This window comes from Nocardioides lentus, from assembly GCF_039529515.1.
Lineage (GTDB): Bacteria > Actinomycetota > Actinomycetes > Propionibacteriales > Nocardioidaceae > Nocardioides > Nocardioides lentus.
The window spans coordinates 574070-597171 of record NZ_BAAAMY010000002.1 but is presented as its reverse complement, the minus strand read 5'-3'; the positions used below and the strand labels follow the sequence as shown (position 1 = coordinate 597171).

Here is a 23102-nt window from a genome sequence, read left to right as displayed (position 1 = left end):
GAGCCCGCCGCGACAAAACCACAAGATCGGGCAGGAAATACTGCCCGAACGCTTGGCAACGTGCCCGTTCGTGAGGTTGACTGCCGTCAGCATCATGTGACCGCGCTCACGCAGCGCCCGCATCGGAGGAACAATGGCCACCAGAACATCCGCGCCCGTCGAGCGCGCAGACCGGGCCGGCGCCCGGGTCCACGTCCAGAGGTTCGGGACGTTCCTGTCCAACATGGTCCTGCCCAACATCGGGGCCTTCATCGCGTGGGGCCTGATCACGGCCCTCTTCATCCAGACCGGCTGGATCGCCCTGATCGGCGACGCCCTGGGCTTCCCGACCGACGAGAACCTCTACGGCTTCGTCTCCGTCATCGGCGGCTGGACGGACGCCGACGGCAACCTGCTCAACGACGCACCGGGGATCGTCGGCCCGATGCTCACCTACCTGCTGCCGCTGCTGATCGGCTACACCGGCGGTCGCATGATGTACCGCGACAACATCCGCGGCGGCGTCGTCGGCGCGATCGCGACGTTCGGCGCCATCGCCGGCGCCAGCGTGCCGATGTTCCTCGGGGCCATGATCATGGGCCCGCTGGGCGGCTGGTCGATGCGCAAGATCGACGCCCTCTGGGACGGCAAGATCCGCCCCGGCTTCGAGATGCTCGTCAACAACTTCTCCGCCGGCATCTGGGGCGGTGCCCTGGCGGTCGTCGGCTTCGTCGTCGCCGGCCCGTTCGTCACCGCCTTCAGCAGCGGCGCCGAGCGCGTGGTCAACTTCCTCGTCGAGAACAGCCTGCTGCCCCTGGCGTCGATCTTCATCGAGCCCGCGAAGATCCTCTTCCTCAACAACGCGATCAACCAGGGCATCCTGACCCCGCTCGGCGCCCAGCAGGCGAGCGAGAACGGCCAGTCGATCCTGTTCCTGCTCGAGGCCAACCCCGGTCCGGGCCTGGGCCTGCTGCTCGCCTTCATGTTCTTCGGCCGCGGCGTGGCCAAGGCGTCGGCGCCCGGCGCGATCCTCATCCAGTTCATCGGCGGCATCCACGAGATCTACTTCCCCTACGTGCTGATGAAGCCCAAGCTGATCCTCGCCGTCATCGGCGGCGGCATGGCCGGCATCGCGACCAACCTCGCGTTCGGCTCCGGCCTGCGCTCGCCCGCCTCGCCCGGCTCGATCATCGCGGTCTGGCTGTCCTCCCCTCCCGGCTCGCTGGTCGGGGTGACGCTCTCGGTGGTCGCCGCCGCGGGTGTCTCCTTCGCGATCGCCGCGGTGCTCCTGCGATTCGACAAGGCCACGGACGACGGCGACCTCGCCGCCGCCACGGCCGACATGGAGGCCAACAAGGGCAAGAGGTCCTCGGTGTCGTCCGCGCTGACCGGCGCCCGCACCGCGCACGACGGCCCGATCCGCTCCATCGTCTTCGCCTGCGACGCCGGGATGGGGTCCTCCGCCATGGGGGCCTCGGTGCTGCGCCGCAAGATCGCGGACGCCGGTCACGGCGACGTGTCGGTGGTCAACAAGGCCATCTCCAACCTCGGTGACGACCAGGACGTCGTGGTGACCCACCAGGACCTGACGGCCCGGGCGCGGCAGAAGGCCGGCTCGGCGGTGCACGTGTCGGTGGAGAACTTCATGAACAGCCCGCGCTACGACGAGATCGTCGCGATGGTGGACCGCGCCAACGGTGCGGGCGTCGGCGGTGGCGCGGTCCAGGACGAGGAGACCTCGGCCTCCGGCGTGCTGGACGAGTCGTCGATCGTGCTCGAGGGCACCGCCCGCGACCGCGACCAGGCGATCGAGGAGGCGGGTCGCCTGCTGGTCGCCTCGGGCGCGGTGGACGAGTCCTACGTCGCCGCGATGCACGAGCGGGAGCGCTCGGTCTCCACCCACATGGGCAACGGCCTGGCCCTGCCGCACGGCACCAACGAGTCCAAGGACGCGGTCCGTCGTACGTCGATCTCCTTCGTGCGCTACGACGCCCCGGTCGACTGGGCCGGCAAGCCGGCCGAGTTCGTCGTCGGCATCGCCGGCGCCGGCAAGGACCACCTCGCGCTGATCTCCAAGCTGGCCCGCGTCTTCACCGACGAGGACCAGGTCGCCCGCCTGCGGGTGGCGAGCACCCCCGCCGAGGTGCTGGCCGTGCTCGACGGGGTCCGCGTCTGAGCACCCCGCGCTGAGCGTGCGACTCGGGCGCGCACCGGGGGGCCTCTCTGCTCCCACCACGACGGGCCGTCGGGCGATCCCCGACGGCCCGTCCGTGCGTCCCGGCGCCCCCCGGGCCCGGGGCGTCTGATTGGGGACGGGGGCGGGGCGCTGGTAGCGTCGAGGTGCTTGCAACCACACCAGAAGCGGTCCGCGCCCTCATCCGCCCGGTCCTCGGTAGTGACCTTCAGGCCTCGCCGTCGAGGTGGGTCCCTGCGGGTCTCGATCGAAGACCGGCGTCACGCCCCCACCGGGGGGCGCCCACGCGGACAGGCGGCGCGGCCGTTTCACGACCAGAGAGGTCCACGCGTGAGCGAACCTGTCATCACCGCCGTCGAGACCGTCATCGACAACGGCTCCTTCGGCACCCGCACCGTCAAGTTCGAGACCGGGCTGCTGGCCCGTCAGGCCGCCGGCTCGGTGACCGCCTACCTCGACGACGACACCATGCTCCTCTCGGCGACGACCGCCGGGAAGCACCCCAAGGACCACTTCGACTTCTTCCCCCTCACGATCGACGTCGAGGAGCGGATGTACGCCGCGGGCCGGATCCCCGGCTCGTTCTTCCGCAGCGAGGGTCGCCCGGGCGAGGACGCGATCCTCACCTGCCGGCTGATCGACCGCCCGCTGCGCCCGACGTTCAAGAAGGGCCTGCGCAACGAGGTCCAGGTCGTCATCACCGTGATGGCGCTGGACCCCGACCAGCCCTACGACGTGCTGGCGATCAACGCCGCGTCGCTGTCCACCCAGCTCTCGGGCCTGCCGTTCTCCGGTCCCGTCGGCGGTGTGCGCGTCGCCCTCATCGACGGCCAGTGGGTCGCGTTCCCCAGCCACAGCCAGCTCGAGGACGCCGTCTTCGACATGGTCGTCGCCGGCCGGGTCACCGACACCGGCGACGTCGCGATCATGATGGTCGAGGCCGAGGCCACCGAGTCGACCTACGGCAAGGTGCGCTCCGGCGCCCAGGCCCCGACCGAGGAGGTCGTCGCCGGCGGTCTCGACGCCGCCAAGCCCTTCATCAAGCAGCTGTGCGACGCCCAGGCCGAGCTGGCCAAGGAGGCCGCCAAGCCGGTCGCCGACTTCCCCGTCTTCCTGGACTACGAGGACGACGTCTACGAGGCCGTCTCCGCCGCCGTGCGCGACGACGCCGCCCAGGCCTACACGATCGGCGACAAGGCCGAGCGCGAGGACCGTCTCGACGAGATCAAGACCGCCCTGCTCGAGAAGGTCGGCGGGCAGTTCGAGGGCCGCGAGAAGGAGGTCGGGGCCGCGTTCCGCAGCCTCGGCAAGGAGCTGGTCCGCCAGCGCGTCCTGCGCGACAAGGTCCGCATGGACGGCCGCGGCCTCGCCGACATCCGTCCGCTGCACGCCGAGGTCGCCGTGATCCCGCGCGTCCACGGCTCGGCGCTGTTCGAGCGCGGCGAGACCCAGATCCTGGGCGTCACCACCCTCGACATGCTGACCATGGAGCAGAAGCTCGACACGCTCTCCCCGGAGACGTCGCGCCGCTACATGCACAAGTACGTCTTCCCGCCGTTCTCCACCGGCGAGACCGGCCGCGTGGGCTCGCCCAAGCGCCGTGAGGTCGGCCACGGCGCGCTCGCGCGCCGCGCGCTGCTGCCGGTGCTGCCGGACCGCGAGGAGTTCCCCTACGCGATCCGCCAGCTCTCCGAGGCCATGGGCTCCAACGGCTCCACCTCGATGGGCTCGGTCTGCGCCTCGACCCTCTCGCTGCTCCAGGCCGGCGTGCCCCTGAAGGCGCCCGTCGCCGGCATCGCGATGGGCCTCATCTCCGGCGAGGTCGACGGCGCGACGCAGTACGTCGCGCTGACCGACATCCTCGGCGCCGAGGACGCGTTCGGCGACATGGACTTCAAGGTCGCCGGCACCCGCGAGTTCGTCACCGCCCTCCAGCTCGACACCAAGCTCGACGGCATCCCCGCCGACGTGCTCGGTGCGGCGCTGACCCAGGCCCGCGACGCGCGCCTGACGATCCTCGACGTCATGGCCGAGGCCATCGACGCGCCCGAGGAGATGTCGGTCCACGCCCCGCGCATCATCACCGTCCGGATCCCGGTCGACAAGATCGGCGAGGTCATCGGCCCCAAGGGCAAGGTGATCAACCAGATCCAGGACGACACCGGGGCCAAGCTGACGATCGAGGACGACGGCACCATCTACATCGGTGCCACCGACGGCTCCGCGGCCGAGGCCGCGCGCTCCGCGGTCAACGCGATCGCCAACCCGACGATGCCCGAGGTCGGCGAGCGCTACCTCGGCACCGTGGTGAAGACGACCAACTTCGGCGCCTTCATCTCGCTCATGCCGGGCAAGGACGGGCTGCTGCACATCAGCAAGCTGCGCGCCCTCGCCGGCGGCAAGCGCGTCGACGCGGTCGAGGACGTCGTCTCCGTGGGCCAGAAGATCCAGGTCCAGATCGGGGAGATCGACGACCGCGGCAAGCTGTCGCTGGTCCCGGTCGTCGAGGACGAGTCCTCCGAGGCGCCCGCCGAGGCCGCGTCGGACGACGCGACCGTGGAGGCCTGATCCCCGCGTGACCCTGCCTGATCCCCACGAGGGGCCGGGCGCCACGGCCGGCCGGCAGCACGACGCTGCCGGCCGGCCGTCGGCCTTCCCGCACCTCGTCGACGTCTCGCTGCCCCCGCACGTCCGTCGTACGACGCTGGCCTCCGGCCTGCGGATCGTCACGGAGTCGATGCCCGACGTGCGCTCGGCCTCCCTCGGCGTGTGGGTGGGCGTCGGCTCGCGCGACGAGTCGCCCGCCCTGCACGGCTGCAGCCACTTCCTCGAGCACGTCCTGTTCAAGGGCACCTCGACGCGCAGCGCGATGGACCTGTCCGTCGCGCTCGACGAGGTCGGGGGAGAGGTCAACGCCTTCACCGACCGTGAGCACACCTGCTTCCACGCGCGCGTTCTCGACACCGACCTGCCGCTCGCGGTCGACGTCCTCGGCGACATGGTCACCGACTCGCTCATCACCGCCGCCGACGTGGACGCCGAGCGGGAGGTGATCCTCGACGAGATCGCCATGCACGCCGACGACCCGGACGACGTGGTCGCCGAGGCGTTCGCGGAGCGTGCCTGGGCGGGCCACCCGCTCGGTCAGTCCGTCGCCGGCACGGCCGAGTCGATCGCGGCGCTCTCGCGCGACGACGTCGCCGACTTCCACGCCCGTCACTACCGCCCGTCGTCCATCGTGGTCTCGGCGGCCGGGCGCCTCGACCACGACGACGTCGTCGAGCAGGTGCAGCGCGCCTTCGGCCGCCGTGGCTTCCTCGACGTCGCCGAGGAGCCGCGCGCCCCGCGGCGCCGTGAGCGGCCGCTCGCCCTCGAGCCGGGCACGGTCCGCCTGACCCGGCCCTTCGAGCAGGTCAGCGTCCTGCTCGGCCACGCCGGGCTCCAGCGCGGCGACCCGCGGCGCTTCGCGCTCGGCGTCCTGACCACGGCCCTGGGCGGCGGCACGTCGTCCCGGCTGTTCCAGGAGGTGCGTGAGCGGCGGGGCCTGGCGTACTCGGTCTACGCCTACTCGTCGGCCCACCGCGAGGCCGGCGTGCTGGCCGTGGGGGCCTCCTGCCTCCCCGAGCGGGTCGACGCCCTCGTCGACGTCGTAAGGGCCGAGCTGGCCGCCGCCGCCCGCGACGGGCTCGAGGCCGTCGAGGTGCGCCGCGGCCAGGGCCAGCTGCGCGGGGCCACCGTCCTCGGCCTGGAGGACCCCGGCTCGCGCATGTACCGCCTCGGTCGCGCGGAGCTCTCCGGCGAGCCGATCCTGGGCGTCGACGAGGTGCTGGCGGCGATCGCCGCCGTCACGCCCGAGCAGGTGGCCGAGCTGGCCGCCGAGGTGCTCACCGGTCCCGAGGTGCTCGCGCTCGTCGGGCCCTGAGCCCTGCGCCGTCGCCGGACCCCGGTCCGGCGGCGGCGCTCAGGGCTTCGTGCCGACGATCCCGATGACGGGCGGCTCGGTGGAGTCGAGGCGGGAGACCTCGAAGCCCGCGGCGGCGAGCGCGTTGCTGGCCCCGCCGACGACCTTGGGCAGCTGCTCGCGCATCCGTGCCTCGTAGAACAGGAACAGCTTGCCGCCGGAGACGAGACGGTCGTGGATGAGGGCGACCTCGTCGGCGCAGTCGCGGACCCAGAACAGGTTCACGTTGAAGGCGAAGGCCTTGTCGAGCCGGCGCACCGGGACCCGCAGGGTGGCCAGGTCGATCTGACGCACGGTCAGCCGACCGGCGTCGACGAACACCTGGTTGCGCCGGCGGGTGCGGTCCACACCCGACTCCGAGCGGTCGATGCAGAACAGCTTGCCCGACGCCAGCCGGGGGCAGATCACCTCGGCGGCCGCGCCCGGACCGCAGCCGATCTCGAGCAGCTGGTCGCTGGAGGAGATGTCCATCGCGCCCACCGCCCAGCGGATCCGAGGGGGAACCGTCTGCCGCACCATGGCCGTAGCCTGCCAGCATCCGCCGCGGCCCGCCCACCGACCCGCGGCCCGGAGGCCCGGGTGTCCTAGGTTGGCGCCCATGACGGTGCGGGTGGGCGTGCTCGGCGCGCGGGGCAAGGTCGGACGCGAGGTCTGCCGGGCGGTGAGGGACGCCGACGACACCGAGCTGGTCGCCGAGGTCGACGCCGGCGACCCCCTGGGCGCCCTGGAGGAGTCGGGCGTCGAGGTGGTCGTCGACTTCACCAGCCCCGACGTGGTCATGGCCAACCTCGAGCACTGCGTCGCCCGGGGGATCCACGCCGTGGTCGGCACCACCGGCTTCGACGCCGAGCGGATCGCCACCCTGCGCGGCCGGCTGGACGACGCGCCCGGCGTCGGCGTGCTCATCGCCCCCAACTTCTCCGTCGGGGCGGTGCTGATGATGCGCTTCGCGGCCGAGGCGGCCGCGTTCTACGAGTCCGTCGAGGTCGTGGAGCTGCACCACCCCGACAAGGCGGACGCTCCCTCCGGCACGGCGCGTCGTACGGCGGAGCTCGTGGCGGCCGCCCGGGCCGAGGCCGGTCTGGGCCCGGCGCCCGACGCGACCCGCACGTCCCTGCCCGGGGCCCGCGGGGCCGACGTCGACGGCGTGCCCGTGCACGCCGTCCGGCTCCGGGGCCTGGTCGCCCACCAGGAGGTGCTCCTGGGCGGCGAGGGGGAGACGCTGACGATCCGGCACGACTCCTTCGACCGCGCCTCGTTCACGCCCGGCGTGCTCGCCGGCGTGCGCGCGATCGCGGACCGTCCCGGGCTGACGATCGGCCTCGAGCACGTCCTGTGGCCCTCCTGAGCCCACGCCACGCGGCGCCTCGGAGGTGACGGGGCGGGCGTCGGTCTTGGCGCCCGGGGCCCACAGGTGGTTGGGTGGTCACGCACATCCCCCCGATCTCGGAGATCACCATGCGCACGCCTCTCGGCCTCGCCCTCGCGGCGACCCCCGTCCTCCTGCTCGCCACCGCGCTCCCCGCCGCGGCGGGCCCGATCGAGACCGAGCCCCGCCTCGGCCCCATCGAGACGGAGCCGCGCACCTCCGCGGGCCCGATCGAGACCGAGCCGCGGTTCCGCCCGATCGAGACCGAGCCCCGGGCCTGATCCCGGGCCCGACCCCGGTCGCGTGACCCCGGTGGGCGTCAGCCCACGGTGGTGTGGAGCCGCACCTGCGTGAGCAGGTGGGCGCCGGACCCGTCGAGGTCCAGCTGGCGCCGGGCGCCGTCGGCCGCCCAGCCCGCGCGGTCGAGGAAGTCCCGCAGCGCGGTGTCGTCCGTGCCCGCCCACGTCACCAGGTGCGTGAAGCGGTCGGCGACCACGGTGTCGACCACCGCCTGGACGAGCCGCGAGCCGTGGCCGAGGCCGCGCTCCGCGGGGTCGATCACGAGGTCGAGCAGCTCCGCGGAGGCCACCGGGTCCAGGTCGGGGTCGGAGGCCGGCGCGGTCACGGCGTAGCCCGCGGTGCGGTTGCGCTCGAGCGCGACGAGGACCCGCACCCGGGCGTCCGGGGGCGTCGCCATCGAGGTGCGCCAGGCCTGCGCCGCGGCGTCGACGTCGAGGGTGAGCGCCTCCGCGGGGAGGGTGTCGCCCCACATGTCGGGCCACGCGCGGGCCTGCACGCGGGCGATGGCGGGGGCGTCGTCGCCCCAGGCCACGCGGACCGACACGTCGGCGGTGGGTCGCTGCGTCACGGGGTGGTCGCCTCCGGGGTGGGTGCGGTCGGGTCCGCCCCGGGGGGCCGGCTCGGGCCGGGCTGGCTCAGCGGTACTGCTCGGGCAGCGTCTGGCCCAGCTTGACCTGCGCCTTCGGCAGGCGCATGAACTTCATCTGCAGCGCGCGGGAGACCGCGTAGTACGTCGTGCCCTTGAGGGGCGCCTCGGGGAAGCGCCGGGCCAGCTCGCGCCGCAGGCGGAACCGCAGCCAGAGCAGGTCGACGACGACCACGGCGAGCGTGCCGAGCAGGATCGCGTTGCCGGCGGCGGCCAGCTGCGGGCTGCCGGAGTAGCCGAGGATCAGCGTCACCACCAGCAGCGGCAGCATCAGCTCGATGAACGAGAACCGGGTGTCCACGTAGTCGCGGACGAAGCGACGCACGGGCCCCTTGTCGCGCGGGGGGAGGTAGCGCTCGTCGCCGGTCTTCATCCCACGCCGGATCTCCTGGCTGCGCGTGCTGCGCGCGGCCCGCTGCGCGGCCGCCTGCTCCTTGCGCGTCCGCGGGGTCCGGGCACGCGCCTTGCGGGCGGCCTCGGCCTCCTTGCGGGTGGGCGTCGGGCGGCCCTTGCCGCCGGCCTTCGCGTGGCGGTCCTCGACGGCGACGTCGGCGTCGGTGGACTTCTTTCGGAACAACGGGTGTGCCTCACGGGTGCGGTGTCGGGGCGGGACGGGCCGCTCGCGCGGCGCCCCGCCAGCCTACCGCCGGTCGCGGGGCGGTTGCCCCTGCACCTAGGCTGGTGGCCCACGAGGCAGGAGGGGTCGTCGGGGGCCGGAGTCCCCGGGGCGACCCGGCACGACCTGCGAGGGCAGACCCGACAGGAGCACCGCACCCCATGGCTCTGATGAAGCGATTCAGCATGATCTTCCGGTCGAAGGCCAACGCGGCCATGGACCGTGCCGAGGACCCGCGCGAGACCCTCGACTACAGCTACCAGCGCCAGCTCGAGCTGCTGAGCAAGGTGCGCCGCGGCGTCGCCGACGTGGCGACGAGCCGCAAGCGCGTGGAGCTGCAGGTCAAGCAGCTGGAGCAGCAGTCCGACAAGCTCCAGGAGCAGGCCCAGAAGGCCATCACCATGGAGCGGGAGGACCTGGCCCGCGAGGCCCTCACCCGCAAGTCGGGCCTCACCGGCCAGATCAACGACCTGCGCGCCCAGCACGCCCAGCTGCAGGGCGAGGAGGAGAAGCTGACCCTCGCGCAGCAGCGGCTGCAGGCGAAGGTCGAGTCCTTCCGCACCCGCAAGGAGACGATCAAGGCCACCTACACGGCCGCCGAGGCCCAGACCCGCATCGGCGAGGCCATGAGCGGCATCGGCGAGGAGATGGGCGACGTCGGCCTCGCGATCCAGCGCGCGGAGGACAAGACCGCCAACATGCAGGCCCGTGCGGGCGCGATCGACGAGCTCATCGCCTCCGGCGCGCTCGACGACGCGTCCAACCCCGGGGCCGGCGACGACATCGCCCGCGAGCTGGAGTCGATGAGCTCGGACGCGGACGTCGAGGCCGAGCTGGCCCGCCTCAAGGGCGGCAGCGCTCCGCAGCAGCTCGAGTCCGGCCCGACGTCGGGCGACGTGCTCGACGCCGAGACCACGGCCCGCAAGCAGCCCGAGGGGGGCCAGGCGTGATCATCCGCATCCTGGGCGAGGGTCAGTTCGACGTCGCCGACGAGCACCTCGACCGGCTGAACGAGCTCGACGAGGCCGTCGAGGCCGCCGTCGAGGCGGACGACGTCGCCACGTTCACGCCCGCGCTGGAGGCCCTGCTGGACGCCGTGCGGTCGCACGCCTCCCCGCACGCGCCGGACGCGCTCGACGCCTCCGACCTGATCCTGCCGCCCGCGGACGCCGACATCGCGGAGGTGCGCGAGATGCTCGCCGACGACGGGCTCATCCCCGGCTGAGAGCCGCCTGAGAGGTCTTGGCGGCAAGGTGGAGACTGGCCCCATGGCCCGATCCCGCTTCGTCAAGGACTCCGGACTCACCACCCGCATGACGGTGGTGATGTTCCTGCTGGGCCTGCTGTTCGTCGTGCTCATGGTCGCGCTCATGGCGATCGCGGGACGCGTCGGCGGTGGTGGCCTGGTGGTCGTGGTCGGCCTCGTCGGCCTGGGCCTGGCCTTCTGGCAGTGGTGGTCCTCCGACAAGGTCGCGATGCGGGCCATGCGGGCCCGGGAGGTCTCCCCGGAGGAGGCGCCCGAGCTGCACGGCATGATCGACCGGCTCTGCGCCCTCGCCGACATGCCGAAGCCCCGCGTCGGCATCGCGGACATGTCGATGCCCAACGCGTTCGCCACCGGTCGCTCCCCGGACCACGCCGTCGTCTGCGTGACCACCGGCATCCTGCGCACGCTCGACGCGGAGGAGCTCGAGGCCGTCCTGGCGCACGAGCTCTCCCACGTCGCGCACCGCGACGTCGCCGTCATGACCGCCGCGTCGTCGGCGGGGATCATCGCCGGGATGCTCACCAACGGAGCGCAGTACGGCGGGTTCGCCCTCGGCCGCTCGCGCAACAACCAGGGCGCGATGGCGGCGTTCCTGCTCGCGCTCGTGGTGAGCGTCGTCGTCTACGCGATCAGCTTCTTCCTGACCCGGCTGCTCTCGCGCTACCGCGAGATGTGCGCGGACCGCTCGGGGGTGTACCTGACGATGAAGCCGGCCGCCCTCGCCTCGGCGCTGCAGAAGATCTCCGGCGACATGGCGCGGATCCCGCAGAAGGACCTGCGCGCCAACGCCGCGATGAACGCCTTCTTCATCGCCCCCGCGGTCAGCGGGATCTCGTGGTCGCAGCTGACCTCGACCCATCCCTCGCTCGAGCAGCGGCTGGAGCAGCTCGCGCGCATCCAGGCCGAGCTCGACCGGCCCGTGGGCTGAGGCGGGCGGACCCGATGGGCTTCCTCGACGCGATCCTGGGTCGGCGCACGCCGCGCCCCAACCGGCTCGACGACCTGTTCCACCTCCCCAACGCGGCGATCACGCTGCAGACCGCGGCCGGCCTCGAGCCGACCGGGGTGGGCGCGGTCTGCTACCGCGGCGCCGCGGGCGCGGCGTTCAGCCGGACGCAGGACGAGGTCGTCGCGCTGCTCGACGCCGACCCTCAGGCCCCCAAGGTCGAGAGGTCGCTCGACTCCTTCGGCTTCACCTGGCTGGTGGTGCGGCGCGACCCCTCGGACACCTCGGGGCTGGCGACCGACCTCCACGCGGTCAACACGATCCTCGGCGACGCCGGCTTCGCGGACGGTCTGCTGTGCTCGCACCTCGGGTTCGCCGACGCCTCCGGGCGCCGGCTCGGGGTGGTCTACCTCTACAAACAAGGCACCTTCTACCCGTTCGCCCCGACGGGCGAGCAGGCGCGCGACACGCTGCTGGAGCTGTCGGTGCGCGACCACCTCGCGGGCGAGCTGCCCATGGAGAAGGACACCTCCCGCTGGCTCGCCATCTGGGGCGCGCCCGGCCTCTGAGACCGTCCGGCGCCGGACCCGGGAGCCCGGCCGACGTCGGTGCCCCGGGCCGGGCGTGCGCTCAGACGCCCGGCAGGGCGAGCATGCGCTCGAGCGCGACCCGGGCCCAGTGCTCGGTGTCGGCGTCGACGCTGATGCGGTTGACGACGGTGCCCGCGACCAGCGACTCCAGGGCCCACACCAGGTGGGGCAGGTCGATGCGGTTCATCGTGGAGCAGTAGCAGACCGTCTTGTCGAGGAAGGTGATCTGCTGCTCGGGGTGCTCGGCGGCCAGGCGCCGCACGAGGTTGAGCTCCGTGCCGATCGCCCAGATCGATCCCGGCGGGGCGGCGCGCACCGTGTTGATGATGAACTCCGTCGAGCCGACGAGGTCGGCCTCGAGGACGACCTCGTGACGGCACTCGGGGTGCACGAGGAGCTGGACGCCCGGCAGGGTGCGCCGCAGCTCGCGGCCGACCTCCGCGCTGAAGCGACCGTGCACCGAGCAGTGGCCCTTCCAGAGGATCACGCGGGCGTCCCGCAGCTCCTGCTCGGTCAGGCCGCCGCCGGGGCGGTGCGGGTCCCAGACCACGCAGTCGTCGAGGGAGAAGCCCATCTCCAGCACCGCGGTGTTGCGCCCGAGGTGCTGGTCGGGCAGGAAGAGCACCTTCGTCGGCATCGCGTCCGGCGCCGCCGTGCCGTCCTTGGACGCGAAGGCCCAGTCGAGGGCCCGCTTCGCGTTGCTCGAGGTGCACACGACACCGTCGTGGCGGCCGCAGAACGCCTTGATGTCGGCGGAGGAGTTCATGTACGTGACCGGCACGACCGACTCGGCGACGCCGGCGGCGCCCAGCGCGTCCCACGCGTCCTCGACCTGGCGCAGCCGCGCCATGTCCGCCATGGAGCAGCCCGCCGCCAGGTCCGGCAGGACGACCTGCTGGTGGTCGCCGGTCAGGATGTCGGCCGACTCGGCCATGAAGTGCACGCCGCAGAACACGATGTACTCGGCGTCCGGTCGGGCCGCGGCCTCGCGGGCCAGCTTGAAGGAGTCGCCGGTGACATCCGCGAACTGGATGACCTCGTCGCGCTGGTAGTGGTGGCCGAGCACGAAGGCCCGGTCGCCGAGCGCGTCGCGGGCGGCCCGCGCGCGGGCGACGAGGTCCGGGTCGGAGGCCGGCGGCAGGTCGCCGGGGCAGTCGACACCGCGCTCCGAGCCGAGGTCGCGTCCGCGGCCGAGGGGGAGCAGGGGCAGGTCGACCGTGGTCATGGGCCCATCGTAGGTCGCGTGCCGCGGGCCGCTCCGGGGCGGCCTCAGAGCAGCGAGGCGTGAGGGAGGTACGTCGTGGGCGGGCGGCAGTGCCGCAGGGCGAGGTAGCCCCGCTGGTGCACCGCGAGGCCGGCCGCCAGCCCGACGTCGAGGGCCCACTGGTTGGCGGCGCTGACGCGCTCCAGACGCACCTCCGCGCCGACGGGGGCCGAGGCGAGCGCCTCCCAGGCGAGGTCCTCCGCGACGCGGCGGGTGGTGGCGGCCAGCAGCACCGGCGACCCCTCCGTCCCGAGGTAGGCGTAGCCCTGGCCGGTGGGGCGGTCGGCGACGACGAGCCGGGCCGTGGTGGCCCGCAGGACCTCGTGGTCGGGGCCGTGCGCGGCGCCCCGGGCCCGGCGGTCCACGGAGTCGAGCAGGTCGCGGTCGGCCGTCCCGCCGTCGCGCAGCCGGCCGAGGACCGGCAGCGCCGTGCGGTCGACGGCGCCGGTGAGCAGCATGTGGGGGTGCAGCGCGAAGCCCGCGAGGCGGTAGCGCCGCACCGCGGCCGGGTCGGGGGAGGAGCACAGCATCCCCCGCAGGCATCCCCGTCCGTGGCCGAGCGCGGCCTCCAGCAGGACCCGACCGAGGCCGCGTCCCTGCGCGCCCGGAGCCACGGCGTACGAGGCGAGGACCCACATCAGCTCGCGCGTGAAGGAGACGGCGACGCCCCGCAGGTCCCCGTCGTCCTCGGCGACCCAGCAGCCGCCCGGGTCGGTGGCGAGGAGGTGGGCGGTGCGTCGGCGCCACTGCTCGGCCCGCACGGGGTCGCGCCGCCCGGGGTGCGCGACCGGGGCCGCGGGACGCCCGGGGTCCCCGTCGTCGGCGCGGGCGCCGGGCGGGCCGAGCACCCGGTCGGCGCCGGCGTAGGCCGTGGCCGTGAGCCGCTCGGCGGCGGCGACGTCGGCGGCCCGCATCGGGCGGATCCAGGCGCCGGCGTCGCTCACCGGCCCACCGTAGGCGAGCCGGGGCGCGACGGGCGGCGCGGAGGGGCAGGATGGCGGGGTGCGCGTGCTGGTGGCCCCCGACTCCTTCGGCGGAGCCCTGTCGGCCTCCGAGGCCGCGCGCGCGATCGCCGCGGGGTGGGCGCGGCACGCGCCCGGCGACGAGCTCGACCTCGTGCCGTTGTCCGACGGCGGGCCCGGCTTCCTCGACGCGGTCCGCGCCGCCCGCGGGGGCGACCTGCTCGCCCGGACCGTCGAGGGTCCCTTCGGCGAGCCGGTGCCGGCCACCGTGCTCCTGGTCGGCGACACGGCGTACGTCGAGGGCGCGCAGGCCTGCGGGCTGCAGCTCACCGGCGGCCGACGTGGGGAGCGGGCCTCGTCGACCGGGCTGGGCCAGCTGGTGGCGGCGGCGGTCGCCGAGGTCGGCGCCGGCGGCGAGGTCGTGGTCGGTCTCGGCGGTCTGGGCACCCACGACGGCGGGGCCGGGATGCTGGGCGCGCTGGGCGCCGCGGCGGACCGGCCGCTCGACGTGGGCGTCGCGGGTCTCGCCGGCGTCCGGGACGTGGAGCTCTCCGGTGCCCGCGAGCGTCTGCACGGCGTCCGGCTGCGAGGGGCCTGCGAGACCACCGCGGTGCTGGCGGGACTCTTCGGCACGACGAAGGCGTCCGGCGCGAGCCGCGGCGTCCCCGAGGAGCGGCTCCCCTCGGTCGACGCCGTCCTCGACGCCTGGGGGGCTGCCACCGGCCGGCTGCAGGCGCTGGAGGAGCGCAGCGGCGCCGGCGGCGGGTCCGGGCACGCCCTGCGGCTGCTCGGCGCCGAGCTCGACGACGGCCTCGACCTCCTCGCCGGCGAGGTCGGTCTCGCCCGGCGGGCGCGGGGCTGCGAGGTGGTGCTGACCGGCGAGGCCTCGCTGGACTTCTCCGGGCGGTCGGGGAGGGTGCCCGCCGCCGTCGCCCGGGTGGCCGCCGACGTGCTCGCGCCCTGCGTGGTGCTCGCGGGCCGGGTCGTCCTCGGTCGCCGGGAGCTGCGGGCGCAGGGCTTCGAGTCGGCGTACTCGGTCGAGGACGTGGTCGGCGCCCGTCGCGCGACCGACGACCCGGCGGGCGCGCTGGCCGACCTTGCCGCCCGCGTGGCGCGCAGCTGGTCGGTGTGACGAGCAGACCACCGCGGCCGCGTGAGGAACAACGCCCGGTGTGACACCATTGATCTCGGATGAGCGCGACCGCGGTGCCCGCGGCGTGCACCACCACCAAGCCCAGGGAGACGACATGACCGAGCAGGTCGAGACCACCGAGCAGGCCACCGAGCAGCGCTCGGACCAGGTCAACCTGACCCCCGTGGCGGCGCAGAAGGTGAAGAGCCTGCTGGAGCAGGAGGGGCGCGACGACCTCGCGCTCCGGATCTCGGTGCAGCCCGGCGGCTGCTCCGGCCTGCGCTACCAGCTGTTCTTCGACGAGCGGACGCTCGACGGCGACGTCACCATCGACTACGACGGCGTGACCGTCGTCGTCGACCGGATGAGCGTGCCCTACCTCGGCGGCGCCAGCATCGACTTCGTCGACTCGATCGAGAAGCAGGGCTTCACGATCGACAACCCCAACGCCACCGGCTCGTGCGCCTGCGGGGACTCCTTCCACTGAGGGACCCGCACCGCGCTCCACACGTTCGTCGGCCAGGCACCCGCGGGTGCCTGGCCGACGTGCGTCCCGGGGTGTCCCGGTCTCAGTCGAGGTACGACGCCGCTAGGCGTGCCGCCGCCGCGTCGACGGTGATCTCGGGCTTGACGACCTCGCGGGGACGGCCCTCCCAGCTGAGGTCGGGCGCGGGACGCGACACCGACCGGGCGGCCTGCTCGAGCAGCCGCAGGCGGCGGCCGGTCCGGCGCGAGTCGTGGGCCATCTGCTGCGGCGAGGCCGCCTCGTCGTACGCGGTGCGGGGGTCCATCCTCCTGACGCTAGGGGCTACCGATGGGTACTCCCAGACCGTTTGCTCGTAGTCTCGTCGCCCGTGCCCCTGCTGATCACCGGTTCGATCGCCACCGACCACCTGATGTCGTTCCCGGGTCGGTTCGCCGACTCCCTGGTCGTCGACCAGCTCGACAAGCTCTCGGTCTCCTTCCTCGTCGAGGACCTCGAGGTCCGTCGCGGGGGCTGCGCCGCCAACATCGCCTTCGGGCTCGGCAGCCTGGGCCTGGTCCCGGTGCTCGTGGGGGCGGTGGGCGAGGACTTCGCCGAGTACCGCTCCTGGCTCGAGCGGCACCGTGTCGACTGCGACTCGGTGCACGTGTCCGAGACGCGCCACACCGCCCGCTTCGTGTGCACCACCGACGCCGACCACGCCCAGTTCGCCTCGTTCTACGCCGGCGCCATGAGCGAGGCCCGCGAGATCGAGCTCGGCCCGATCGCGGCCCGCGTCGGCGGTGCCGACCTCGTGCTCGTCGGTCCCAACGACCCCGAGGGCATGCGTCGCCACGTCGAGGAGTGCCGCCAGCGCGGCTACCCGTTCGCCTCCGACCCCTCCCAGCAGCTCGCGTTCGGTGACGGCGAGCTCATCCGCGACCTCGTCGACGGCGCCGACCTGCTGTTCTGCAACGAGTACGAGGCGTCCCTGATCACCACGAAGACCGGCTGGAGCGTCGACGACGTGCTCGCGCGCGTCGGCACCTGGGTGGTGACCCTCGGCGAGAGCGGCGTCAAGATCCTCCGCACCGGCGAGGCCGAGGTCGTCGTCGACGCGGTGCCCGCCACCGCGACGCCCGACCCCACCGGCGTCGGCGACGCCTTCCGCGCCGGCTTCCTCGCGGCGCGCAGCTGGGACCTGGGGCTGGAGCGGTCCGCCCAGCTCGGCTGCCTGCTCGCCGTCCACGTGGTCGAGCGCATCGGCACCCAGGAGTACACCCTGACCCGGGGGGCGTTCCTCGAGCGCGGTCGTGCGGCGTACGGCGAGGAGTTCGCCGCCGACGTCGAGCCCCACCTGTCACCGCTGAGGGCCTGAGTCGCCGCGACCAAGACGCCGCGGCGACTCAGGACTCCCGGCGCACCAGCAGCCGGGGCGTGCCGTCCTCGGCCGGCTGCTCGCCGAGGTAGGTCTGCCCGCGCATCCGGCACCACGCCGGCACGTCGGTGCGGGCCGCGACGTCGGTGACGGCGACGGCGAGGACACCGCCGAGGGCCACGTCACCGATCCGGCGGGCCAGCTCGATCACCGGCATCGGGCAGCGCAGGCCCCGGCAGTCGAGCTCGAGGTCGACGTCGGCCGTCACAGCCCCACCTCGGCCCGCAGCCGCGGCACCACCTCGTGCAGGGCCGCGAGCAGGGCGTCGACGTCCGCCTCCGTCGTGTCGCGGCCCATCGACACCCGCAGGTTGCCGTGCGTGAGCACGCCCATCGCCTCGAGCACCCGGCTCGGGGTCAGGGTCGAGGCGGTGCAGGCCGACCCGCTGGCGACGGCGAGGCCGCGGCGGTCGAGCTCGGTGACCAGCGCCTCGCCGTCGACGTAGAGGCACGAGAACGTCGCCAGGTGGGGGAGCCGGTCGACCGGGTCGCCCACGACCTCCACGTCGGGCAGCCGCGCGACACCGGAGCGCAGCCGGTCCACGAGCGCCCGCTGCCGACGGTCGGTGGCGTCGCGCTCGGCCACGACGGCCTGCAGGGCGGCCGCGGCCGCCAGCGCGGCCGGGACGTTCTCGTGGCCGGAGGCGCGCTCGTCGTCGCGGTCGTCGACCGGGAACGCCGAGCGCCACCGCGCGCCCCGTCGGACGAGGAGCAGGCCGACGCCCGCGGGCCCGCCCCACTTGTGGGCGGAGGCCGCGGCGGCGTCCCAGCCGGCGGGCAGCGGCTCGCGGCCGACGGACGCGCAGGCGTCGACGAAGACGGGCACGCCGAGGCGGGCCGCGTGGGCGGCCAGCTCGGTGACGGGCTGGCGGGTGCCGACCTCGTGGTTGGCGCTCTGCACCGCGAGCACCGAGGCGCCGGGCAGGGCGGCGAGAGCCGCGTCCGCGTCCACGCGCCCGGACCGGTCGACACCGACCTCGACCGGCCCGGCGCCGGCCCAGCGGGCCGCGTGCAGGACCGCGGAGTGCTCGACGGCGGTCGCGACCACCGGCCCCGGCGGCGGGTGGCCCGGTCGGCGGCGCCCCGCGTGGAGGCCCAGGAGCCCGCGGTGGGTGGCCTCCGTGCCCGAGGAGACGAACGTCACCTCGTCGTCGCGGACCCCCAGCGCCTCCGCGACGACGGCCCGGGCGTTGTCGAGCAGCAGGCGGGCCGAGCGCCCCTCGCCGTGGAGACGGCGCGGATCCGCCCAGCCACGGTCCAGGGCGGCCGCGAGGGTCTCCCGCGCCGCCGGGTGGAGCGGTTCGGAGGAGGCCGTGTCGAGGTACGCCACGGCGCGAACCTACTCGCCGACCCAGGCGCGTCACGACGGCTCCCAACGGGTACCCTCAGTGCGTCGTGAGTACCGCACAGAGAGGCCGTGGAGTGGGTCTTCAGATCCCCAGGCGCCAGCCCGTCAGGGCGAGGGCGCGACGGGTGGGCATGGCCGCCGTACTGGCGGTGACGCTCGTCTTCCTGAGCGCGTGCTCAGCCGAGACCGAGCGGCAGTTCCGCTCGCTCGCCATGCCGGAGCCGGCCACCGAGCAGGCGCCGGCCATCTACGACCTGTGGCGCTACGCCTGGGTCGCGGCCATCGCGGTCGGCATCGTGACCTGGGGCCTCATCGCCTGGGTCGTGATCCGTTACCGGCGTCGCAGCAACGACGAGGTGCCGGTCCAGACGCGCTACAACCTGCCGCTCGAGATCTTCTACACGGTCGCGCCGATCATGATGGTGATCGTGTTCTTCTACTGGACCCTGACGGTCCAGAACGAGGTCCTCGACGAGGAGGAGCCGGACCGGACGCTCGAGATCGTCGGCCAGCAGTGGTCGTGGACGTTCAACTACCCGTACACGGGTGACGACGCGGACCCCGACAGCTACGTCTACTACTCGGGCACCGCGAGCGACATCCCGACGCTGGTGCTCCCCGAGGGCGAGCGCATCCAGTTCAACCTGCAGTCCCCGGACGTCATCCACGGCTTCTGGGTGCCGGGCTTCCTGATGAAGATGGACGTGATCCCCGGGCGCACCAACAGCTTCCAGGTGACGCCCAACATGGAGGGCACGTTCAAGGGCAAGTGCACCGAGTTCTGCGGTGTCTCCCACTCCCGCATGTTGTTCAACGTCGACGTCGTGTCCCCCGAGGAGTACGAGGCCTACCTCGACGACCTCGCCGAGGCGGGCAACGAGAGCGCGGAGCCGGTCACCGGTGGCGCCGACGCCGACACCCAGGCCGGGCTCGAGGAGCCCGAGGAGGAGGGCACCCCGTGACCGCGACAGCGACACCGCCCACCAGCACCGTCCCCGAGCCCGAGGACCGCAACCAGCGGCTGGGTCAGCTCGTCGTCCGGATGATCACGACGACGGACCACAAGCTGATCGGCAAGATGTACCTGGTCACGTCGTTCAGCTGGTTCCTCATCGCCGGCCTGATGGCGATGCTGATCCGCTCCGAGCTGGCGTTCCCGGGCAAGCAGGTCGTCTCGGACGACCTGTACAACCAGCTCTTCACGATGCACGGCACGATCATGCTGCTGCTGTTCGCGACCCCGCTGTTCTTCGGGTTCGCCAACGTGATCATGCCGCTGCAGATCGGTGCCCCGGACGTCGCGTTCCCGCGGCTGAACATGTTCAGCTACTGGCTGTTCCTGTTCGGCGGCCTGATCACGGCCTCCGGCTTCCTCACCCCCAACGGTGCCGCCGCCTTCGGGTGGTTCGCCTACACGCCGCTGTCGGACGCCGTCCGGTCCCCGGGCGCCGGGGGTGACCTGTGGATCATGGGCCTGTGGCTCGCGGGCCTGGGCACGATCCTCGGTGCCGTCAACTTCATCACGACGATCATCTGCATGCGCGCTCCCGGCATGACGATGTTCCGGATGCCGCTGTTCGTCTGGAACACGCTGGTCACCAGCCTGCTGGTCCTGATCGCGTTCCCGATCCTCGCCGGCGCGCTGCTCTCGCTCGAGGCGGACCGCCTGCTCGGCGCCCACGTGTTCGACGCCGCCCACGGCGGACCGATCCTGTGGCAGCACCTGTTCTGGTTCTTCGGCCACCCGGAGGTCTACATCATCGCGCTGCCGTTCTTCGGCATCGTGACGGAGATCTTCCCGGTCTTCAGCCGCAAGCCGATCTTCGGCTACGTCGGCCTGGTCGGCGCCACGCTCGCGATCGCGATCCTCTCCGTCGCCGTGTGGGCGCACCACATGTTCGTGACCGGGGCCGTGGACCTGCCGTTCTTCTCCGGCATGACGTTCCTGATCGCCGTGCCGACGGGAGTCAAGTTCTTCAACTGGATCGGCACGATGTGGGGCGGGTCCATCTCGATGGACACCCCGATGCTGTGGTCGATCGGCTTCCTCGTGACCTTCCTGTTCGGCGGCCTGACCGGCGTCCTGCTGGCCTCCCCGCCGCTGGACTTCGCGGTCTCCGACTCCTACTTCGTCGTGGCGCACTTCCACTACGTCGTCTTCGGCACCGTGGTGTTCGCGATGTTCGCCGGGTTCTACTTCTGGTGGCCCAAGTTCACCGGCCGGATGCTCGACGAGCGCCTCGGCAAGCTGCACTTCTGGCTGCTGTTCGTCGGCTTCCACACGACCTTCCTCGTGCAGCACTGGCTCGGCGTCGAGGGCATGCCCCGCCGCTACGCGGACTACCTGCCCGACGACGGCTTCACGACGCTGAACCAGGTCTCGACCATCGGCTCCTTCGTGCTCGCCGCCTCGACCCTGCCGTTCCTGTGGAACGTGTACGTGTCGCGTCGCAGCCCGAAGATCGAGGTCGACGACCCGTGGGGCTGGGGCCGGTCGCTGGAGTGGGCGACGAGCTGCCCGCCCCCGCGCCACAACTTCCACCAGCTGCCCCGGATCCGCTCGGAGTCGCCCGCGTTCGACCTCCACCACCCCGAAGTGGCGGCGCTCGAGCTGGCCGACAACGAGTCCATCACCGGCAAGTCCCCGGTGGACGCCCCGGACATGGAGGGTCGCGCGGAGATGCTGCGCCGCCGGATCGCCACCGACGGCGGCGACCAGACGCAGACCGCCCACACCGGTGAGGCCGACGAGACCGCCCGTCGCTCGGACGGCTTCGACGAGGGCCCCCCGACCAAGTCGCGCTCGCGGAAGGACGACGACCGATGAAGGCCGAAGGCTGGATCTTCGGGAGCAGCTTCGCGTTCTTCGCTCCCGTCAGCGCCGTGTACTGGTTCGTGACCGGTGACTGGACGGGCACGTCCGCCCTGGTGATGTCGGCGCTGCTGGTGCTGATGGTCGCGATCTACCTGTTCGCGTCCGACCGGCGCATGGACCCCCGTCCGGAGGACCGCAAGGACGGCGAGATCGCCGAGGGCGCCGGCGAGCTCGGCTTCTTCCCGCCGTACTCCTGGTGGCCGCTGTGGTGCGCCTCGACCCTCGCGGTGATGGTGCTGGGCGTCGTGTTCGGCTGGTGGCTGTTCATCATCGGCTCGGCCTTCGGCGTCATCGCGCTGTCGGGGTTCGTCTTCGAGTACTACCGCGGGGTGCACGCGCACTGATCCGCGGGCGACGGTTGCCGGGTCCGACGAGGATCCCGGGTTAACCTGGAACGGCGGGTGTCCGACCTGGACACCCGCCGTTCGTCGTGTGTGGAGGTCTGCTGTGCGTGTACGTCGTCCGGTCCGGGTCGCCTCGCTGGCGTCGGCCGCCGTGCTGGGTCTCGCCGCCGTCGCGGGGTGCTCCGCGTCCGAGGTGCTCCCCGGGGGCGACGGCGCCGGCGGTCCGTCCTCGCAGGAGGGCGGCGCCGCACCCGCCTCCACGGCCCCGCGGCTGCGCACCACCCCCGAGCGTGGCGCCCGGGACGTCCCGGTCGACACCCGCCCGTCCGTCGGGATCGAGGGCGGCGGCGAGCTGCGGGAGGTGACCCTCACGTCCCCCCAGGGAGCCGTCGCGGGCCGCATGGACGACAACGCCTGGATCGCGACCGGCTCGCTCGAGCCCGGCACGGCGTACACCCTCACGATGACGGCGGACGGCGCGGACGGCGCGGAGCAGCGCACCACGTCGCGCTTCACGACGCAGGACCTGACGCTGGACCAGCAGACCTTCGCCTCGATCGCGCCCCTGGACGGCGAGACCGTCGGCGTCGGCATGCCCGTGTCGGTGGCCTTCGACGTGCCCGTGACCGACCGCGCCTCCATCGAGAAGCACCTCCGGGTCACCTCCACGCCGCAGCAGGCCGGGTCCTGGCACTGGTTCAGCGACACCGAGGTGCGGTGGCGTCCGGAGGAGTACTGGAAGCCGGGCACGGAGGTCACCGTCGACGCCGACATCAACTCGGTCGCCGCCGGGGAGGGGATCTACGGCCAGGAGAGCCGACGGATCGGCTTCACCGTGGGCTCGTCGGTGATCCACCGCGTCGACGTCGCCGCACACCGGATGAGGACCTTCATCGACGGGGAGCTGGCTCGGACCATGCCGATCAGCGCCGGCAAGGGCGGCTTCGAGACGCGGTCCGGGACCAAGGTGATCATGGAGAAGCACCGCACCAAGACCATGGACGCCGCGACGACGGGCATCCAGCCCGGGGACCCGGAGTACTACAACATCTCGGACGTCGAGTACGCGCTGCGCGTCACCAACTCCGGGGAGTTCCTCCACGCCGCTCCGTGGTCCGTGGGCTCGCAGGGCTCCGACAACGTCAGCCACGGGTGCGTGGGGATGAGCACGGAGGACGCCGCCTGGGTCTACGAGAACTCCAAGCGCGGCGACGTCGTCGAGGTGACCGGCACCGACCGTGCGATGACCGTCGACAACGGCTGGGGCGACTGGAACGAGTCCTACGACCAGTACGCCGAGGGCTCCGCGCTCTGAGCGACGGCCCCGGGCGACCGGTGCTGCCGCCGGGCGCGGGCACCGGTCCACCACACCGGTGACCTGTGGCGGGGCCGTCCGGTCGGGCGGTCCC

General features: G+C 73.1%; 24 protein-coding genes. 16 read left to right on the top strand and 8 right to left on the bottom strand.

Translation table 11 applies throughout. The features are described from left to right. Positions 1 to 133: 133 nt before the first annotated feature. The 3 genes from ABD158_RS06395 (at position 134) to ABD158_RS06385 (ending at position 6095) form a co-directional block, all read left to right on the top strand. Positions 134 to 2155 carry a PTS mannitol transporter subunit IICBA gene (locus ABD158_RS06395; RefSeq protein WP_344005269.1) on the top strand — a complete coding sequence of 674 codons (2022 nt, stop codon included), beginning with the start codon at positions 134 to 136 and terminating at the stop codon, positions 2153 to 2155. Positions 2156 to 2503: 348 nt separating this feature from the next. Beyond that, positions 2504 to 4741, top strand: a complete 2238-nt coding sequence (locus ABD158_RS06390) for a polyribonucleotide nucleotidyltransferase (protein ID WP_344005267.1) — start codon at positions 2504 to 2506, stop codon at positions 4739 to 4741. Between the two features lie 7 nt (positions 4742 to 4748). Next, positions 4749 to 6095, top strand: coding sequence for a M16 family metallopeptidase (locus ABD158_RS06385; protein WP_344005265.1), 1347 nt, complete (start codon positions 4749 to 4751; stop codon positions 6093 to 6095). A 39-nt stretch (positions 6096 to 6134) separates the two neighbouring features. Here ABD158_RS06385 and ABD158_RS06380 read toward each other — a convergent pair whose 3' ends face one another. Next, entirely contained in the window at positions 6135 to 6653 is a 519-nt protein-coding gene (locus ABD158_RS06380) for a class I SAM-dependent methyltransferase (RefSeq protein ID WP_344005263.1), read from the bottom strand. A gap of 79 nt (positions 6654 to 6732) precedes the next feature. Here ABD158_RS06380 and dapB point away from each other — a divergent pair, with 79 nt between their 5' ends. Next, complete coding sequence (gene dapB / locus ABD158_RS06375) at positions 6733 to 7482, top strand: 4-hydroxy-tetrahydrodipicolinate reductase (protein WP_344005261.1); 750 nt, start codon at positions 6733 to 6735, stop codon at positions 7480 to 7482. Positions 7483 to 7592: 110 nt separating this feature from the next. Then, positions 7593 to 7784: a hypothetical protein gene (locus tag ABD158_RS06370; RefSeq protein ID WP_344005259.1), complete on the top strand. Its 192-nt coding sequence runs from the start codon at positions 7593 to 7595 to the stop codon at positions 7782 to 7784. Between the two features lie 38 nt (positions 7785 to 7822). Here ABD158_RS06370 and ABD158_RS06365 read toward each other — a convergent pair whose 3' ends face one another. Together ABD158_RS06365 and ABD158_RS06360 are read right to left on the bottom strand one after the other, a co-directional pair. Then, a complete protein-coding gene (locus tag ABD158_RS06365; RefSeq protein ID WP_344005257.1) occupies positions 7823 to 8371 on the bottom strand; it encodes a GNAT family N-acetyltransferase in 549 nt (182 codons plus the stop codon). A gap of 67 nt (positions 8372 to 8438) precedes the next feature. After that, positions 8439 to 9026, bottom strand: a complete 588-nt coding sequence (locus ABD158_RS06360) for a DUF3043 domain-containing protein (RefSeq protein WP_344005255.1) — start codon at positions 9024 to 9026, stop codon at positions 8439 to 8441. 200 nt (positions 9027 to 9226) lie between these two features. Here ABD158_RS06360 and ABD158_RS06355 point away from each other — a divergent pair, with 200 nt between their 5' ends. The 4 genes from ABD158_RS06355 to pspAB are packed head-to-tail and all read left to right on the top strand — an operon-like array spanning position 9227 to position 11847. Beyond that, the gene (locus ABD158_RS06355; protein WP_344005253.1) at positions 9227 to 10015 is read left to right on the top strand and encodes a PspA/IM30 family protein; all 789 of its coding nucleotides are present in this window, start codon (positions 9227 to 9229) and stop codon (positions 10013 to 10015) included. Continuing rightward, positions 10012 to 10290, top strand: a complete 279-nt coding sequence (gene pspAA, locus ABD158_RS06350; RefSeq protein ID WP_344005251.1) for a PspA-associated protein PspAA — start codon at positions 10012 to 10014, stop codon at positions 10288 to 10290. The genes ABD158_RS06355 and pspAA overlap by 4 nt, the downstream gene beginning before the upstream one ends. Positions 10291 to 10333: 43 nt before the next feature. Further along, positions 10334 to 11260, top strand: a complete 927-nt coding sequence (gene htpX, locus ABD158_RS06345; RefSeq protein ID WP_344005249.1) for a zinc metalloprotease HtpX — start codon at positions 10334 to 10336, stop codon at positions 11258 to 11260. A gap of 14 nt (positions 11261 to 11274) precedes the next feature. Beyond that, positions 11275 to 11847: a PspA-associated protein PspAB gene (gene pspAB, locus ABD158_RS06340; protein ID WP_344005247.1), complete on the top strand. Its 573-nt coding sequence runs from the start codon at positions 11275 to 11277 to the stop codon at positions 11845 to 11847. 61 nt (positions 11848 to 11908) lie between these two features. Here the strand turns inward: pspAB and nadA are convergent, their stop codons facing one another. Together nadA and ABD158_RS06330 are read right to left on the bottom strand one after the other, a co-directional pair. Then, positions 11909 to 13093, bottom strand: a complete 1185-nt coding sequence (nadA, locus tag ABD158_RS06335; RefSeq protein WP_344005245.1) for a quinolinate synthase NadA — start codon at positions 13091 to 13093, stop codon at positions 11909 to 11911. Positions 13094 to 13137: 44 nt separating this feature from the next. Next, on the bottom strand, positions 13138 to 14076 hold the full coding sequence (locus tag ABD158_RS06330) for a GNAT family N-acetyltransferase (RefSeq protein ID WP_344005242.1): 939 nt from the start codon (positions 14074 to 14076) through the stop codon (positions 13138 to 13140). Between the two features lie 58 nt (positions 14077 to 14134). Between ABD158_RS06330 and ABD158_RS06325 the strand changes: the two genes are divergently transcribed. Further along, positions 14135 to 15226, top strand: a complete 1092-nt coding sequence (locus tag ABD158_RS06325) for a glycerate kinase (RefSeq protein WP_344005240.1) — start codon at positions 14135 to 14137, stop codon at positions 15224 to 15226. Positions 15227 to 15341: 115 nt separating this feature from the next. Beyond that, positions 15342 to 15713, top strand: coding sequence for an iron-sulfur cluster insertion protein ErpA (gene erpA / locus ABD158_RS06320; protein ID WP_344005237.1), 372 nt, complete (start codon positions 15342 to 15344; stop codon positions 15711 to 15713). Between the two features lie 82 nt (positions 15714 to 15795). Here the strand turns inward: erpA and ABD158_RS06315 are convergent, their stop codons facing one another. Then, a complete protein-coding gene (locus tag ABD158_RS06315; RefSeq protein WP_344005234.1) occupies positions 15796 to 16017 on the bottom strand; it encodes a hypothetical protein in 222 nt (73 codons plus the stop codon). A gap of 63 nt (positions 16018 to 16080) precedes the next feature. Between ABD158_RS06315 and ABD158_RS06310 the strand changes: the two genes are divergently transcribed. Then, positions 16081 to 17067 (top strand): carbohydrate kinase family protein, encoded by a 987-nt coding sequence (locus ABD158_RS06310; RefSeq protein ID WP_344005232.1) that lies wholly within the window; start codon positions 16081 to 16083, stop codon positions 17065 to 17067. A gap of 28 nt (positions 17068 to 17095) precedes the next feature. Here the strand turns inward: ABD158_RS06310 and ABD158_RS06305 are convergent, their stop codons facing one another. Both ABD158_RS06305 and ABD158_RS06300 read right to left on the bottom strand, forming a co-directional pair. Further along, positions 17096 to 17335, bottom strand: coding sequence for a sulfurtransferase TusA family protein (locus ABD158_RS06305; protein WP_344005230.1), 240 nt, complete (start codon positions 17333 to 17335; stop codon positions 17096 to 17098). After that, the gene (locus ABD158_RS06300; RefSeq protein WP_344005227.1) at positions 17332 to 18456 is read right to left on the bottom strand and encodes a cysteine desulfurase family protein; all 1125 of its coding nucleotides are present in this window, start codon (positions 18454 to 18456) and stop codon (positions 17332 to 17334) included. Before ABD158_RS06300 ends, ABD158_RS06305 begins: the two co-directional genes overlap by 4 nt. A 149-nt stretch (positions 18457 to 18605) precedes the next feature. On the opposite strand from ABD158_RS06300, the gene ctaC reads away from it, so the two are divergent. The 4 genes from ctaC (at position 18606) to ABD158_RS06280 (ending at position 23008) form a co-directional block, all read left to right on the top strand. Continuing rightward, complete coding sequence (gene ctaC, locus ABD158_RS06295) at positions 18606 to 19436, top strand: aa3-type cytochrome oxidase subunit II (protein ID WP_344005225.1); 831 nt, start codon at positions 18606 to 18608, stop codon at positions 19434 to 19436. After that, on the top strand, positions 19433 to 21301 hold the full coding sequence (ctaD, locus tag ABD158_RS06290) for an aa3-type cytochrome oxidase subunit I (protein WP_486348019.1): 1869 nt from the start codon (positions 19433 to 19435) through the stop codon (positions 21299 to 21301). Before ctaC ends, ctaD begins: the two co-directional genes overlap by 4 nt. After that, positions 21298 to 21693 (top strand): cytochrome c oxidase subunit 4, encoded by a 396-nt coding sequence (locus ABD158_RS06285; protein ID WP_344005222.1) that lies wholly within the window; start codon positions 21298 to 21300, stop codon positions 21691 to 21693. Before ctaD ends, ABD158_RS06285 begins: the two co-directional genes overlap by 4 nt. Before the next feature lie 103 nt (positions 21694 to 21796). Next, positions 21797 to 23008 carry a L,D-transpeptidase gene (locus ABD158_RS06280; RefSeq protein ID WP_344005219.1) on the top strand — a complete coding sequence of 404 codons (1212 nt, stop codon included), beginning with the start codon at positions 21797 to 21799 and terminating at the stop codon, positions 23006 to 23008. The last annotated feature ends 94 nt before the right edge of the window (positions 23009 to 23102 follow it).